12 protein-coding genes and 1 tRNA gene are annotated in these 12,959 nt (G+C 57.6%); 7 read left to right on the top strand and 6 right to left on the bottom strand.

Going from position 1 to position 12,959, the window contains the following annotated elements; genetic code table 11:
• The first annotated feature begins 6 nt into the window (after positions 1-6).
• From B150_RS0103290 to B150_RS0103280, 3 genes are all read left to right on the top strand, one after another.
• Positions 7-408 carry an RNA-binding S4 domain-containing protein gene (locus B150_RS0103290; protein WP_020398458.1) on the top strand — a complete coding sequence of 134 codons (402 nt, stop codon included), beginning with the start codon at positions 7-9 and terminating at the stop codon, positions 406-408.
• Positions 409-596: 188 nt separating this feature from the next.
• Complete coding sequence (gene fdxA, locus B150_RS0103285) at positions 597-932, top strand: ferredoxin FdxA (protein ID WP_020398457.1); 336 nt, start codon at positions 597-599, stop codon at positions 930-932.
• Between the two features lie 480 nt (positions 933-1,412).
• Positions 1,413-1,913 carry a CarD family transcriptional regulator gene (locus B150_RS0103280; protein WP_020398456.1) on the top strand — a complete coding sequence of 167 codons (501 nt, stop codon included), beginning with the start codon at positions 1,413-1,415 and terminating at the stop codon, positions 1,911-1,913.
• A 101-nt stretch (positions 1,914-2,014) separates the two neighbouring features.
• On the opposite strand, the gene B150_RS0103275 is transcribed toward B150_RS0103280, so the two are convergent.
• Positions 2,015-4,216: an ankyrin repeat domain-containing protein gene (locus tag B150_RS0103275; RefSeq protein WP_020398455.1), complete on the bottom strand. Its 2,202-nt coding sequence runs from the start codon at positions 4,214-4,216 to the stop codon at positions 2,015-2,017.
• The gene (locus B150_RS0103270; RefSeq protein ID WP_020398454.1) at positions 4,206-4,589 is read right to left on the bottom strand and encodes a BlaI/MecI/CopY family transcriptional regulator; all 384 of its coding nucleotides are present in this window, start codon (positions 4,587-4,589) and stop codon (positions 4,206-4,208) included. Before B150_RS0103270 ends, B150_RS0103275 begins: the two co-directional genes overlap by 11 nt.
• 234 nt (positions 4,590-4,823) lie before the next feature.
• On the opposite strand from B150_RS0103270, the gene B150_RS0103265 reads away from it, so the two are divergent.
• Entirely contained in the window at positions 4,824-5,705 is an 882-nt protein-coding gene (locus tag B150_RS0103265; protein ID WP_035922547.1) for an RNA polymerase factor sigma-32, read from the top strand.
• Positions 5,706-5,740: 35 nt separating this feature from the next.
• On the opposite strand, the gene B150_RS22105 is transcribed toward B150_RS0103265, so the two are convergent.
• Positions 5,741-6,556 carry a thermonuclease family protein gene (locus B150_RS22105; RefSeq protein ID WP_020398452.1) on the bottom strand — a complete coding sequence of 272 codons (816 nt, stop codon included), beginning with the start codon at positions 6,554-6,556 and terminating at the stop codon, positions 5,741-5,743.
• A gap of 70 nt (positions 6,557-6,626) precedes the next feature.
• On the opposite strand from B150_RS22105, the gene B150_RS0103255 reads away from it, so the two are divergent.
• Together B150_RS0103255 and B150_RS0103250 are read left to right on the top strand one after the other, a co-directional pair.
• A complete protein-coding gene (locus B150_RS0103255) occupies positions 6,627-7,562 on the top strand; it encodes an aminotransferase class IV (protein ID WP_020398451.1) in 936 nt (311 codons plus the stop codon).
• On the top strand, positions 7,559-8,290 hold the full coding sequence (locus B150_RS0103250; protein ID WP_020398450.1) for a sulfotransferase-like domain-containing protein: 732 nt from the start codon (positions 7,559-7,561) through the stop codon (positions 8,288-8,290). The genes B150_RS0103255 and B150_RS0103250 overlap by 4 nt, the downstream gene beginning before the upstream one ends.
• A 15-nt stretch (positions 8,291-8,305) precedes the next feature.
• On the opposite strand, the gene B150_RS22100 is transcribed toward B150_RS0103250, so the two are convergent.
• Positions 8,306-9,841 carry a sensor histidine kinase gene (locus B150_RS22100; protein WP_020398449.1) on the bottom strand — a complete coding sequence of 512 codons (1,536 nt, stop codon included), beginning with the start codon at positions 9,839-9,841 and terminating at the stop codon, positions 8,306-8,308.
• A gap of 350 nt (positions 9,842-10,191) precedes the next feature.
• Here B150_RS22100 and B150_RS0103240 point away from each other — a divergent pair.
• Positions 10,192-10,268: transfer RNA gene (locus B150_RS0103240), tRNA-Arg, on the top strand.
• Between the two features lie 492 nt (positions 10,269-10,760).
• Here B150_RS0103240 and B150_RS0103230 read toward each other — a convergent pair.
• Both B150_RS0103230 and B150_RS0103225 read right to left on the bottom strand, forming a co-directional pair.
• Entirely contained in the window at positions 10,761-11,951 is a 1,191-nt protein-coding gene (locus B150_RS0103230; RefSeq protein WP_081611286.1) for a glycosyltransferase family 61 protein, read from the bottom strand.
• An 84-nt stretch (positions 11,952-12,035) separates the two neighbouring features.
• Positions 12,036-12,899, bottom strand: coding sequence for a crotonase/enoyl-CoA hydratase family protein (locus tag B150_RS0103225; RefSeq protein WP_020398446.1), 864 nt, complete (start codon positions 12,897-12,899; stop codon positions 12,036-12,038).
• Positions 12,900-12,959: the final 60 nt, after the last annotated feature.

Here is a 12,959-nt window from a genome sequence, read left to right as displayed (position 1 = left end):
CACGCTATGGCTGAAAATACTGAAACCGGGCAAATCAGGCTGGACAAATGGCTCTGGCATGCCCGGTTTTTTAAGTCCCGCTCTATTGCCAGCACGGTCTGTAAGGCCCGCAAGGTGCGCATTGATGGCACGGTGGCTGAAAAAGCCTCTGCCACTGTGCGTCCCGGCCAGGTGCTGACCTTCCCGCAAGGCGCTTATATCCGTGTCGTCAAAGTGCTGGCGCCTGGCGTGCGCCGTGGCCCGGCCGCGGAAGCACAAAGCCTCTATGAGGACCTTTCACCGGTTGACGAGCAGAAGGAATCTGTTTTGGCAGAGAAAAAATCCGCCGTCGCCGTGCGCGAGACTGGCGCAGGCCGCCCCACCAAAGCCGAACGCCGCGCCACCGACAAATTACGCGGTCGTGACTAGCCAAGCCTGACAATTAAGTTAAAGTAACGAGACACGTGCGCCGTAAGTAAAACATTCTGTGCACATAAGAATCTATTGCAGATAAAGGCGTTGCGCCGGTTTTCGCTTTTCGGCATAAAGCCAGAGAACGTAATAAAGACGGTATCCGCCACTCGGGACCTGTCCGTCGCGGAACGAAGGAGACACTCATGACCTACATCGTCACTGAGGCCTGCATCAAATGCAAATACATGGACTGTGTGGAAGTCTGCCCGGTTGATTGTTTCTACGAGGGTGAAAACATGCTCGTGATCAACCCGAATGAATGTATCGACTGCGGCGTGTGTGAACCTGAGTGCCCGGCCGAAGCCATCCTGCCCGATACCGAAGACGGTCTCGAGGAATGGCTTGAGCTCAACACCAAATATTCCGAAGAGTGGCCGAACATCACCGTGAAGGGCGAACAGCCCGCCGACGCGGACGAGTGGAAAGACAAGGAAGGCAAAAAAGAGCTCTTCTCCCCGAACCCGGGTTCGGGCTCTTAAGGCGGAAAACGGCGCTTTTGCTGTAATATTCTTGCTTCTGCATCAAACGCTTAAATTGAAAGCCGGGCAATTTGTCCGGCTTTTTTCGTGCGGCGAAATGCCGCGAACATAAGCGTCAGCGCCAAATACAGCTAATTTCACTGTAAAATTCACGAAAATTGTGTTACAAGAGGAGATTGCGCGAGCCCCTCTCGTCTAATCACGGGCTGCGCTTGGTGGCTGGACCGCCAAAATTTGACGATGCTGATCTGAGGCCCGACTGTGCCTCCCTACACAGGGTGGTGCAAGGGTTTTTTTGACGCGGATTGAAAAGAAAAGCGTGTGTTGTGCTTTTCTCAAGGGTTTCCGCAGCCTTGGTGCGCCGGGTAATTTCCCCAGATGCGGAGCGAGGACCGTGCCCGTCGGGGACCCGAACGATTATGGCTGGCAAATCTCCCACACGGATTTGCCTGTTTTAGATAAGAAGGACATAGAACCACTATGGCAAAATCCAACAAGCATCCCTTTGCAGTCGGTGATTACATTGTTTACCCCAAGCACGGCGTGGGCCGTATCACGGAACTGGAAGTCCAGGAAATTGCTGGTCTGAAGCTTGAACTGTACGTGATTCGTTTTGAAAAAGAGCGTATGACGCTCCGGGTGCCGACCGGCAAAGCGGAAGCCAGCGGCATGCGCCGTCTGTCGAACGATGCCACGCTCAAGGAAGCGTTCACCACGCTCAAGGGCAAGGCACGCATCAAGCGTACGATGTGGAGCCGTCGCGCGCAGGAATATGAAGCAAAGATCAACTCCGGTGATCTTGTTTCCATCGCGGAAGTCGTGCGCGACCTTCACCGCGGTGCTGACCAGCCGGAACAGTCCTATAGCGAACGCCAAATCTACGAATCGGCCCTGAGCCGTCTTGCGCGTGAGCTCGCTGCTGTCGAGGATATCGATGAAGCAGCCGCTATGGTGAAGCTTGAGAAAGAACTGGCTGCCTAAGCCGCTCTTTTAAGCCTGAGCCTAAAAGCACTGAGATAAAAAGCCCGCCCCGAGCATATCGGGACGGGCTTTTTATTTGTTCGGGCTTTGAGGTGGCCGGCCTACCGGTCCTCAGGCTCTGTCGGCTCGCTTGCGCCCTTCTTGCGCAGGTATTCCGCAATATCGCCGTGCTCGTAGCGCAGTGCTTGGCCAAGTGGCGTGCGGTATTCGCTCTTGTTCCGGCTTTTGTAATAGTTGTCGCCGGTGCGCACACGCGCATTCACATCAGCGCCCTTGCCGGTGAGATATTCGACCACCTCCATATGGCCGCCACGGGAGGCGGCGATCAGCGGTGTTTCGTCACCAAGCACGAAGGCATTCACGTCTGCGCCGGCATCCACAAGGCGTTTGACCATGGCGAGGTCGCCAATGGCGGAGGCCATGATGAGCGCATTGCCATCACCCGGTGCGGCCTTGTTGACCTCGGCCCCGGCTTTGAGGAGCTTTTCCACCATCACCATGTCGGAGGCCTGAACGGCAGCCACGAGCGGTGTGCCGTCACCAGCGGAATAGCCGTTCACGTCGGCGCCTGCTTTGAGCAGCTTGTCGACCATTACGGTGTCACCACTGCGTGCAGCCACGAGAAGCGGTGTACCCTCACCCGGTGCGGCCTTATTCACACTGGCACCAAGCTTGATGAGTTGGTCAACCACCTTTGTCGCGCGGCGCTGTACGGCGGCGGTCATCGCGGTGCCGTCGCCGGGTGCTACCATATCAAGCTCAGCACCACCTTCGAGCAGCACTTCCATGATGGCAGGGCTGTCGCTGTCAATCGCGGCAAGGAGCGCAGTGCCGTCACCGGGCGCAACCTGGTTGACTTGTGCGCCAGCTTCCAGCAGCAGTTCCACCATCTCCTTGTCGCGGCTGCGGGCAGCGGCAATCAGGGCAGTACCGTCGCCGGGCGAATAAGCGTTCACATCGGCACCAGCCTTGAGAAGGGCTTCGACCATCTCCCTGTCACCACTGCGTGCAGCCACCAGAAGCGGCGTGCCGTCACCGGGGGCGACTTTGTTGATATCCGCGCCTGCCTTGATCAGAAGGTCGACCATTTCCCGGTCGCCGACCATCGCGGCCACAGAAAGTGGTGTGCCGTCGCCCTTGCGGTGATAGTTCACATCCACGCCAGCCTTGAGGAAGGCCTCCGCGTGGTCGCGCCGGCGCTCCAGAATCGCATCAACAAGGGCAGCGCCCTGCGCTTCCTTGAGCGGATCGACTTGTTCGCTATCCCCACCTGTATCCATGTCTGCGCTCACAAAGGTATCGAGCGCGACGGGGCTCGCTTTGCTGCCGTCCAGATACACGACTTGGGTTGCCAGTGTCGCCCATGCGGCAACACCGGTCAGGCTGGTGGCACCGAGCAGCAGTCCAAAGCCTGCCATACGGCGCGCGGGGCTCAGCTCCCGGCGGGCAAGGCGCGCAACCCGGTCCTTGAGCGGATGACGGGTATCACCGAACCAGGAGCAGCCTAGCGGTGCACGTTCACCCATAAGCTGGGACTTCAGCAGTGTTTCCGCATAGGCCCGGCGGTGTTTGCCGTGACTGCGCATCACCCGTTCGTCACACGCCAGCTCCTGATCAGTACGAAACAGGCCGTAAGCGACATAGGCAAGCGGGTTGAACCAGTTAAGGCTACGGATCGCGATGGCGAGCGCGTTGGTTTGCATATCACCGGCCCGAATATGGGCTTGCTCGTGCGCCAGAATAAGCTTGCGTTCAAGCGGGCTATAAGCGTCACGGAAGTCATGCGGCACCACAATGCGCGGGTTCAGGAAACCAAGCACCGCTGGCCCCACATCGGCATGGCGCGCCACACGGGATTTGCCAAGGCCGGGCTTGAGGCCATGGCGCTTCATGAAACGGCGTTGACCAATGGCAAGCGCACCAAGGCTGACGCCCGTGCCCGCAATCCAAAGGGCAAAGAGAAGCGGCGTTGGCACTTCAGGAAGCTGGAAGCTTGACTGTGTTTCCGTGCGCGCGACCGGTGCCGCTGTTTCCATATCGGTTGCGCGCGCTTCGGTTGAGATTTGGTCGTTAGTAGGCTGTGTAACAGGGCGGCTCAGGTCGCGTTCCACCGGTTCACGCACAACAAAGTCGGCGGGCAGCAGGCTCGCGACCATTGCGATGGGCACAAGCAGCCACAAGGCGTAGGCCGTGCGGGCGCCAAACGCTGCCAGCACGCGCTTGCGTGCCAGCATGACAAGGAGCATGGCGGCAGATGCGCCGAGCGCGCTTTGCGCCATCAGGAAAAGAATATCACTCGTCATCGTCCAGCTCCTTTATCAGTTTTTTAAGCTCGGCAATATCGTCGCCGCTCAGTTTTTCGTGCCGGGAAAAGTGGGTCAGAAGGGAGGAGACTCGGCCGTCAAAAAGACGGTCCAGCATGCCTTGCCCCTCTCGGGTCATATAGTCGTCGTGACTCAGGACCGGGCTATAGAGGTATCGCCTGCCGTCCTTCTCAGCCGAGATCGCGCCCTTGGACAGCAGCCGGTTGAGAAGCGTTTTGACGGTGCCAACGCTCCAGTTATGTTCAGTGGTGACATCGCCTGCGATGTCCTCCGCGGTGAGGGGATGGGCCCGCCATAGCGATTCCATCACCTTGCTTTCAGCTACGCTGATCTGTTTTTTATCCTCGCTCATGACTCAACGTTTACACATGTAATCGATAAAGGCAAGCATTATGTTTACATATGTAAACGTTAGTGGTTACAGCTGGGAATCCAGGCAAGCAGGGAGAATAGCTTGCCTGATCCTGCGGATTTTTGGGCCTCACACCGATTTTATCGGGTGCGTCAAAAAAGTTGCTGCAAATGACATTAAAACTCGTCATAATGCACAACATTAATCAAGGTCATTAAAAATTGGGAGGTGAGAGTGAGCCGAGGAAACTGGGCCACTGGGGAAGATCGCCGCTTGATTCGTTTCGCAATGCGTGCGCCGATGCTCGACCGGGAGGAAGAGGGCGAGCTGGCACTGGCATGGCAAATGGAACGGGACGAAAGGGCGCTCAACCGCCTGACAGAGGCGCACTTGCGTCTGGCAATCGCTGCAGCCAGCCGGTATCGGCACTATGGGCTGCCCGTAGCAGATCTTATCCAGGAAGGTACCGTCGGCCTGATGGAGGCCGCGTACCGTTTTGAACCGGAGCGCGATGTGCGCTTCTCAACCTACGCCAGCTGGTGGGTACGCGCCGCCGTGCAGGACTATGTTCTAAGGAACTGGTCCATCGTTCGCACCGGCACCACAAGTGCCCACAAGGCACTGTTTTTCAACCTGAAGCGCCTGAAGGCCCGTATGGGGGTAGACCCCGACCGGCCACTTTCGATGGGTGCGCGCAACCAGATCGCTGATGAGATGGGTGTACGCCTTCGGGATGTCGAGGCCATGGAAGGCCGTCTTTCCGGGGTTGACCGTTCGCTCAATGCGCCCGTCGCTGACGAAAGCGCACAGGAATGGCAGGATCTTCTGGTGAGCGATGTGCCCCAGCCTGATGAAATCTTCATGGAGCAGCATGACGGCAATAAAAAAGCCGCCCTCATCGAGAAAGCCATGGGCCAGCTCACAGAGCGCGAGAGCTATATCATCCGTGAGCGTCAGCTCAAGGAAGACGGTGTAACCCTCGCGGTTCTCGGCACCCAGCTCGGTATCTCGAAAGAGCGGGTTCGCCAGCTTGAAGCACAAGCGCTCCTCAAGCTGCGTCAGGCGCTGATGGCCGATGTGGGTGACCCGGTAATGGCAGGGCTCGCCGGCAGCTAATCGCGAGCGGATTATTCATAAAGTATGGAGCCAGCCTATTCGGGCTGGCTTTCTTTTTGTGGCTCGGCGTCAGCGATCACACGCACCTGTCCCGGCCCTTGCAGCAGAAGGCGCGGGCCCGACTTATTGTCAATCCAGCCGCGTCCCTCGAGGGTTTTACCCTTGAAGCTCTCGGGGTCGATGCTCAGTTGGCTGAATTGGCGCACCACAAGCGGTGGGATCTCGATGGTGAAATCCGTGCGCCAGTCTGCCCCGAAATTGAGATAATAGGTGCCGCGCACAATGCCCACATCCTGCACAGTGCCGCGCACGATCTGGAACCAGCCGGGTTTTACCTGCCCACTATCCGCCATAACGGTATTGAGGTTCTTGTATTTCCACAGGCCTTTGCCTGCCGCCTTGGCTTCTTCCTCAGCCTCATAAAGCGTCGAGAGGCCCTGCTTGCGGGTAGCGCCGGGGAAGACAAACACATGGCCTTCACGCACGAGCTCAAGCGCGAGCCAGCCGCCATCAGGCATGATCACATGGGCCACCAGTTCACCAAGCCGGTTGGTTTTTTGACCTTCGCAATAAAGCGTAACAGTCTTGCCGGCGACTTTTTCCTGCAGCGCCTTTTTGGCGTCAACCGCGTGCGGCCAGCTGGAATATTGCGCGCCCGGTTCCCAAAGTTCAGGTGCTTTCACGAGCGCGCTTTTGATAACCTGCCCTTCGGCTGACATGAAGCGCGCACCGCCGATAGCGTCACCTGCAACCGTTTCGCCGCAAGGTTTGAGGGTAGTGGTATCGAGCGCTTGCCCAAAGGCAGGCGTGGCTAACACTCCCAAAAACAGGATTGCAACACCCAGTCGCATGTTTCATCCTCCCATCCGTATGGTTCAGAGTCTCACCAACGCACGGATTTGACAAGAAAGAGAAAATATCTTGGCCCACGGTACCCATGACTATGTCGACGATCCTCGCAACCGCGATATCCTCATCAATATCGGCGGCGAGTTGTTCCCGCGCGAGGAAGCAAAGGTCTCTGTCTTTGATAGCGGCTATATTCTTGGCGACGGCGTGTGGGAGGGCCTTCGAGTCAAGGGCGGGGTGATCATGTTCCTCGATGCACACATGAAGCGGCTCTATGAAGGCGCGAAGGCCATCGATATGGATATTGGCATCAGCAAAGACGCGCTCAAGAAGCGGCTTTATGACACGCTTGATGCCAACAAGATGGTGGACGGCGTGCATATCCGCCTCATGGTGACACGCGGTATCAAGGCAACGCCGTATCAGGACCCAAGGGTGACCATCAGCCCGGCCACCATTGTCATCATCCCTGAATTCAAGGAAGCGATGAAACAGACGCTTGATCGCGGTATTCGCCTTTTCACCGCCCATGTGCGGCGCGGTTACCCGGATGTACAGGACCCCAAGCTCAACAGCCACTCCAAGCTCAACTGCATTACCGCGTGCATTCAGGCCGCCAAGGCGGGCGCGGATGAAGCCCTGATGCTCGACCCGCACGGTTTTGTTGCCACCTGCAACAGCACGCATTTCTTCATTGTGCGCGACGGCGAGGTCTGGACATCGACAGGTCGTTACTGTCTTGGCGGCATCACACGCGGCATGGTCATCAGCCTCGCACGCGAAGCCGGCATTCCGGTCTATGAGAAAGATTTCAGCCTGACGGATGTCTACGGCGCTGACGAGGCATTTGTGACCGGCACCTTCGCCGGTCTTGTGCCTGTGGGTGAGGTGGACGGCCGCACCATCGGCGAAGTTGGTGCCGCTATGCCCGGGCCCATGGTCAAGCGGCTGCGCGAGCTGTACCTCGCGCGCACGCAGGCGGAGGCTGAGAAAGGGCGCGGGCTATGACAGAGTGCATCCGCATCGCCATGTGGTCCGGCCCGCGTAACATCTCGACCGCGATGATGCGCTCGTTTGAAAACCGGCCCGACACCGTAGTGGTCGATGAACCGCTATACGCTTGTTACCTCGCCGACACCGGCATGCACCACCCGGGGCGGGAAGAGGTATTGGCCTCGCAACCCACCGACTGGGAGACGGTGACAAAGAATCTGGTCGGCAAGGTGCCGGATGGCGCCAAGGTCTATTACCAGAAACATATGGCGCACCACCTGCTGCCGCACATGGGCCGCGACTGGACGGAGAAGCTCACGCATGCCTTCCTCATTCGCGACCCCCGGCTCATGCTGGTGAGCTATGTGAAAACGCGTGAGGAGGTCACCCTGGCGGACCTCGGGCTTGAAGCCCAGCTTGAGATTTTTGAGCGCGAGGCAGACCGCCTTGGCACCGCCCCGCCGGTGGTTGAGAGCGCAGACGTGCTCAAGAACCCGAAGGCGAAGCTCACGGCGCTTTGTGAGGCACTCGGCATCCCGTTCGATGACGGCATGCTCAAATGGCCCGCGGGCCCGCGCGAAAGTGACGGCGTCTGGGCACCTTACTGGTACAAGAATGTAGAAGCCTCAACAGGCTTCAACAAGCCGGACGACAAAGCCGCGCCCAGCCTGGAGCCGCGCCTGCAGGCGATCGCAGATGAAGCGATGCCAATCTATGAGATGCTGCAGGAATTCAAGCTTTAGCGGCCAGTGGCGGCTTCACACATGGGGGTCATGGTCATAGAGCGGGAAACCGACGGTGACCTTGGTGCCCACGCCGGGCGTGGACTGAATGTCGAAGGTGCCGTCAAGTAAGTCGACAAAGCGGGTGACAAGCGGCAGGCCAAGGCCAGTACCCTTGTGGCTGCGGGTCATATTGTCGTGCACTTGTCCAAAGAGCGAGAGCGCAACCTCGATCTCGCTTTTGCTCATGCCGATGCCACTATCCTCCACAGCTATGGTATAAAAGCGGCCCTTGATCTTGCCGGTAACCGTTACCTTGCCATGGGGTGGGGTGAATTTAACGGCGTTTGACAGCAAGTTGATCAGCACTTGCCGCATGATACGTTCGTCTGACAGCACATCACCGGGCAGGCAGTCGATCTCAAGGTTCAGGTCTTTTTCCTTGGCGGCAGTTGCGACCATTTTGCCAGCCGCACGCGCCACTTCCCGCGGGTCGACCCGTTCGGCATAAATTTCGAAGCGCTCAGCCTCCAATTTGGAGATATCCAGAATGTCGTTGATGATCGACAGCAGGTGCTCGCCGCTTTCACGAATGAGCTGCAGATATTCCTTGTTTTTCTGACCTTCGACCTTGCCGTATAGCTCAAGCGAGATCAGTTCAGTGAAGCCGATGATCGAATTGAGTGGCGTGCGGATCTCATGGCTTGTTGACGCCAGAAACGCCGATTTTGCCTTGTTGGCCCGCGCCAGCTCTTCCACGAGGCGGCTCGCGCGGCGCACAAAACGGGTCATGGCAGCTGCGACAATCATGAGAAGGATAAGCGCTGGCACAATGAGGTAGCGGATCATCTCGGAGCCGGGTGCTGCCGCTGTCCAGGCCAGATAGCCCGCTGCGCGGTCGTTGGCGCCGGGGATGAGCTGGAAGGTGCCGCCGGCGGGTGCTTCGGTTTGGTAGGTCAATGCCCGGAGCGCATTGTTTTTACCAACGGCCTCAATGTCATCCGCACCAACGTCCGAGATGAAGACAATCGCGGGTAGGCGTTCAAGGTCGATGTCCGGCAGCTTGTTTGCGCCTGTAGCCTGTACCATGCTGGCACCAAAAGCGATCAGGCGCCCTTCAACTTGCAGGTATCCTGACCGCGTCAGCGGCACGAGGTTTTCCCTCGGGCCCATTGCCCGTACCACTTCGATGAGGCCTTCATCCAGTATGGCGTGCGGCGCTGGCAGGTCGGTCGCAAAATTGGCATAGGCCATTGTGCCGTCGGTGCGAATGACGAACACACCATCGACTTGACTGATGCCCATGACGGATTCACCGAGTGTGCTGTCGATCCAGGCAATATTCTCGGTGATATGGATATTTTCGACAGACGCATCCCACCAGGCGTTGTCCTCAACAAGAACAGCAAGCGCCTCATGGATGGCGCGCATTTCCTGCGCTACAACCTGGTTTTCAGCATCAAGCGAAGCAGCGTCCTGCCGTGATGCAGCAAAGACGACAAGCGCCATAAAGGCCGCGATACTGACCGCGACCGCCAAGAACACCGGCGCAACAAGTCTGCGAAAACTCACAGCTATTCCCTATGCGACCCCCAAGTCAGCATCGCGCCCATAAGACGCCCGAAAGGTTAATTAAGGATAAAATGATCCTGCCAAATACAAAAGGATTTTGGTGATTCAGTCGTTATTTGCGTGAGGGAAATGACATACCTTACGGCAGCAACTAAAATTCAATAATGCACTATTCTTCAGAGTCTACCGTAGGATCAGGGTTGTTTGTCCCGTTGGTTCCAATGAGTCAATATTGCGAAAAAAGATTTTTGTGCTAAAAGCGACGAGGCATTGCTCAGGCAATGGGGGCTAGCTCGGGCGGTGCCACGAAGGCCATTTTCATATAAAATATTGACAATAAAGGCTAAATCGGCCCCGTAGCTCAGCAGGATAGAGCGACAGATTCCTAATCTGTAGGCCACTGGTTCGAATCCAGTCGGGGTCACCAACATGCCAGTTCTTAGGTTTTTCGAGATACGATTCCCCGCCGCGCCACCGTACATAGCGGTGTCGGCACACCTCTTCGGTATGATGTTTTCTCGCTGATGTTCGTAAAGAGCTTTGCGTCCCGCCATTGAAATCTGTTCTGGAAAGGGATCAGAGTGACATCAAAACACAGGCAATATTTCATCGCGGACGTCTCTGTCGCTCTTGCCTGAATACCGCATGCTGAACGCGATAACTGCCCTGATGATGGGATGTTTTGGCGTGCGGGCAGTGTTGTGCGGTCTTGTGATTGCTACACGCGAATTCCGGGCACGTACATTTCTTGTCTTTGGCCTCGTCGGTTGACTGCCGTTTTTTGCCTTCAACGTCTATTTCTATCTTGCCCCCCAATGTTCACGCCATGGATGTTGCTGGATTTTGGCGGTAACATCGTCATTCTTGCAGCCGGGCTTTTCGGATACCTCCTTAAGCGCGCTGAAGTGCGCGCACTCGATTAAGCGTTGTCTAGTGCTTCTTCGATATGGGATTGCAAGCGCCTGGGGTGCACGATCCAACGACCGCGCGTATCTTCGTCAGACTTTATGAATGCAACCTGCTTGCCAATTGTTTCCTGAATCGAGGGGTGCAGCATGTTGAAGCGGGGTTCTGTCTGCATGACCATGAGGTTGGTGGGCGCCATGGCGAGATTATGGAGTGCTGAGCTATCGAGCCCGACAACAAGTTTTGCCTCTCGCAGGCGGTTGAGGAGAGCGGGAAGCGCGAGCTTGAGGGGGTCAAGCACCTTGCCACCCATATCTTCCACCGCCGCAATCAGCGCCTCCTCATTCGCTATCTCTCGCCCGGGCGCGGAGGTCAGCGCTGTGTGTTTGAGATAAACAAGCTCCGCCGCGGGCGGCGTTTTTTGCCAGCGCCGCAGATGGCCCCAGCCGTAGCTAATGGCCGAAAGTCTACGGAACATCTGCCGTGCAAAAGTGACCGGTAAGGTGCCTTTGTGGTGCTGGCTTAACGTTGTGGGCATCAGAAGGTGGCAGACCTCGAATATGTGCGACTTGTCCAGCTCGACAATCCTGTCCCGCGGCACGCCGTAAGCGGCAAGGAAAGGGTCCATCCATTTTGCGTGTTTGGGCAATAGGAAATGATCGATGGCGGCAACATCGTGGTTGGCGGCCAGGAGTTCGAGCCTTGCGCACATGTCGGTAATCCAGTGGCCATAGGTATAGGCGCCGGGAAAGCTGAGGAGCGCAGCTGTACCTTGAAGCGTCACCGAGTCATGCGCATGTATATCTAGCGCATAGTTGGTGTCTGCGGTCCGGCTGATATGTCCCATCTCAGCGAGATACTCGAACTGATCGTGGGTCCAGCCAAAGCCGCTGATGCTGTTTATGAGGAAAGACCCATCGTTAGGCAGCACGAGGCCCCAGTCGTCGGTCACGCGCACGTCGCGTGCTTCGAGGATACCAATGCGGATGTCGCTGGTGTTCTGCCGGCGATAATAGTCTGCCAGCCAGCTGTTGGTAAACGGTGAGTGCAGCAGCGTGAGCGCCTCTTGCCTTTCCGCCGTCGTGAGTGCAGGTGCCTGATAGGCGGGGCCATAGGGCTTGAAGCTCAACCCATGGGCCGCGCGGGCGGAGTCGAATTCCTGCGGTGTGTGGCATAGGTCGGGTTTGAGCGGCAATAACGTCATGGTCAGGCTTGGGATTTCAGAGTTTTCATGACTTCTATCTACCGCCAGCCCGCGCCCGCGCCAAGCCAAAAGAAAAGAGGCTACCTATTCGAATGGTGGTTCAGCGTCCCAATCGAGGCCCGGCACGGGGCCGTTTGATACTTTGTCCTTGAACTCTGGTTCGCGCTTTTCAAGGAAGGAGAGCACACCCTCGCGCCCGTCGTGCATGCTGGTGTGCAGCATGGTGCGGCTTTCGGCCTTGTGGGCTTCCATCGGGTGCGCGGCGCCCATCATGCGCCAGATCAGCTGTCTGTTGATCGCGACAGACATGGCACTGGTGCGCGCTGAATAGCTGTGCGCAAGCTCAAGCGCTCGCGCGATCAAGTTGTCTGGCTCAACTATCTCACTGATGAGGCCACCAGCCAATGCTTCCTCTGCCTTGAACACCCGCCCGCTCAAAGACCAGTCGAGCGCTTGTGCCACACCCACAAGCCGCGGCAGGAACCAGCTTGCACAGCTCTCCAGCGTGATGCCGCGCTCGGCAAACACAAAGCCGAACTTGGCGAAGGGCGACGCAATGCGCGCATCCATGGGCAACTGCATGGTGGTGCCCACGCCAACGCTCGCGCCGTTGATCGCGCCAATCACCGGTTTTTTCATACGGAAAAGCCTCAGCACCACACGCCCACCGGTGTCGCGGTTGTGTTCCATCTCGGGTGAGGCCGGGTCGATGCTTTCATCAAGGCCAAACACATTGCCCTCGGCAGACAAGTCCATGCCCGCGCAAAACGCCCGCCCGGCGCCGGTGACAACAAGCGCGCGGATGCTATCGTCCGCATCAACCTCGTCAAAGGCGGCGATCATCTCCTCCGCCATGGTGGGCGTGAAGGCGTTCATGCGCTCGGGCCGGTTGAGGGTCAGGATAGCAGTGCTGCCGTCCCGGTCCAGAAGCAGGGTTTCATAGGTCATGCTGGTCTCCGCAAAATCGTCTTGGCTTATGAACTAGCGCATGATTGCGCAGAGGGAAGG

Source organism: Kordiimonas gwangyangensis DSM 19435 = JCM 12864, from assembly GCF_000375545.1.
Taxonomy (GTDB): Bacteria; Pseudomonadota; Alphaproteobacteria; order Sphingomonadales; family Kordiimonadaceae; genus Kordiimonas; species Kordiimonas gwangyangensis.
This window is presented reverse-complemented; position numbering and strand designations above follow the sequence as displayed.

What these genes read in the sequence shown, in the direction of transcription:
- B150_RS0103290 (WP_020398458.1), top strand. Translation starts at nt 7, where the DNA reads ATGGCTGAAAATACTGAAACCGGGCAAATCAGGCTGGACAAATGGCTC.
- fdxA (WP_020398457.1), top strand. Translation starts at nt 597, where the DNA reads ATGACCTACATCGTCACTGAGGCCTGCATCAAATGCAAATACATGGAC.
- B150_RS0103280 (WP_020398456.1), top strand. Translation starts at nt 1,413, where the DNA reads ATGGCAAAATCCAACAAGCATCCCTTTGCAGTCGGTGATTACATTGTT.
- B150_RS0103275 (WP_020398455.1), bottom strand. Translation starts at nt 4,216, where the DNA reads ATGACGAGTGATATTCTTTTCCTGATGGCGCAAAGCGCGCTCGGCGCA.
- B150_RS0103270 (WP_020398454.1), bottom strand. Translation starts at nt 4,589, where the DNA reads ATGAGCGAGGATAAAAAACAGATCAGCGTAGCTGAAAGCAAGGTGATG.
- B150_RS22105 (WP_020398452.1), bottom strand. Translation starts at nt 6,556, where the DNA reads ATGCGACTGGGTGTTGCAATCCTGTTTTTGGGAGTGTTAGCCACGCCT.
- B150_RS0103250 (WP_020398450.1), top strand. Translation starts at nt 7,559, where the DNA reads ATGACAGAGTGCATCCGCATCGCCATGTGGTCCGGCCCGCGTAACATC.
- B150_RS0103230 (WP_081611286.1), bottom strand. Translation starts at nt 11,951, where the DNA reads ATGACGTTATTGCCGCTCAAACCCGACCTATGCCACACACCGCAGGAA.
- B150_RS0103225 (WP_020398446.1), bottom strand. Translation starts at nt 12,899, where the DNA reads ATGACCTATGAAACCCTGCTTCTGGACCGGGACGGCAGCACTGCTATC.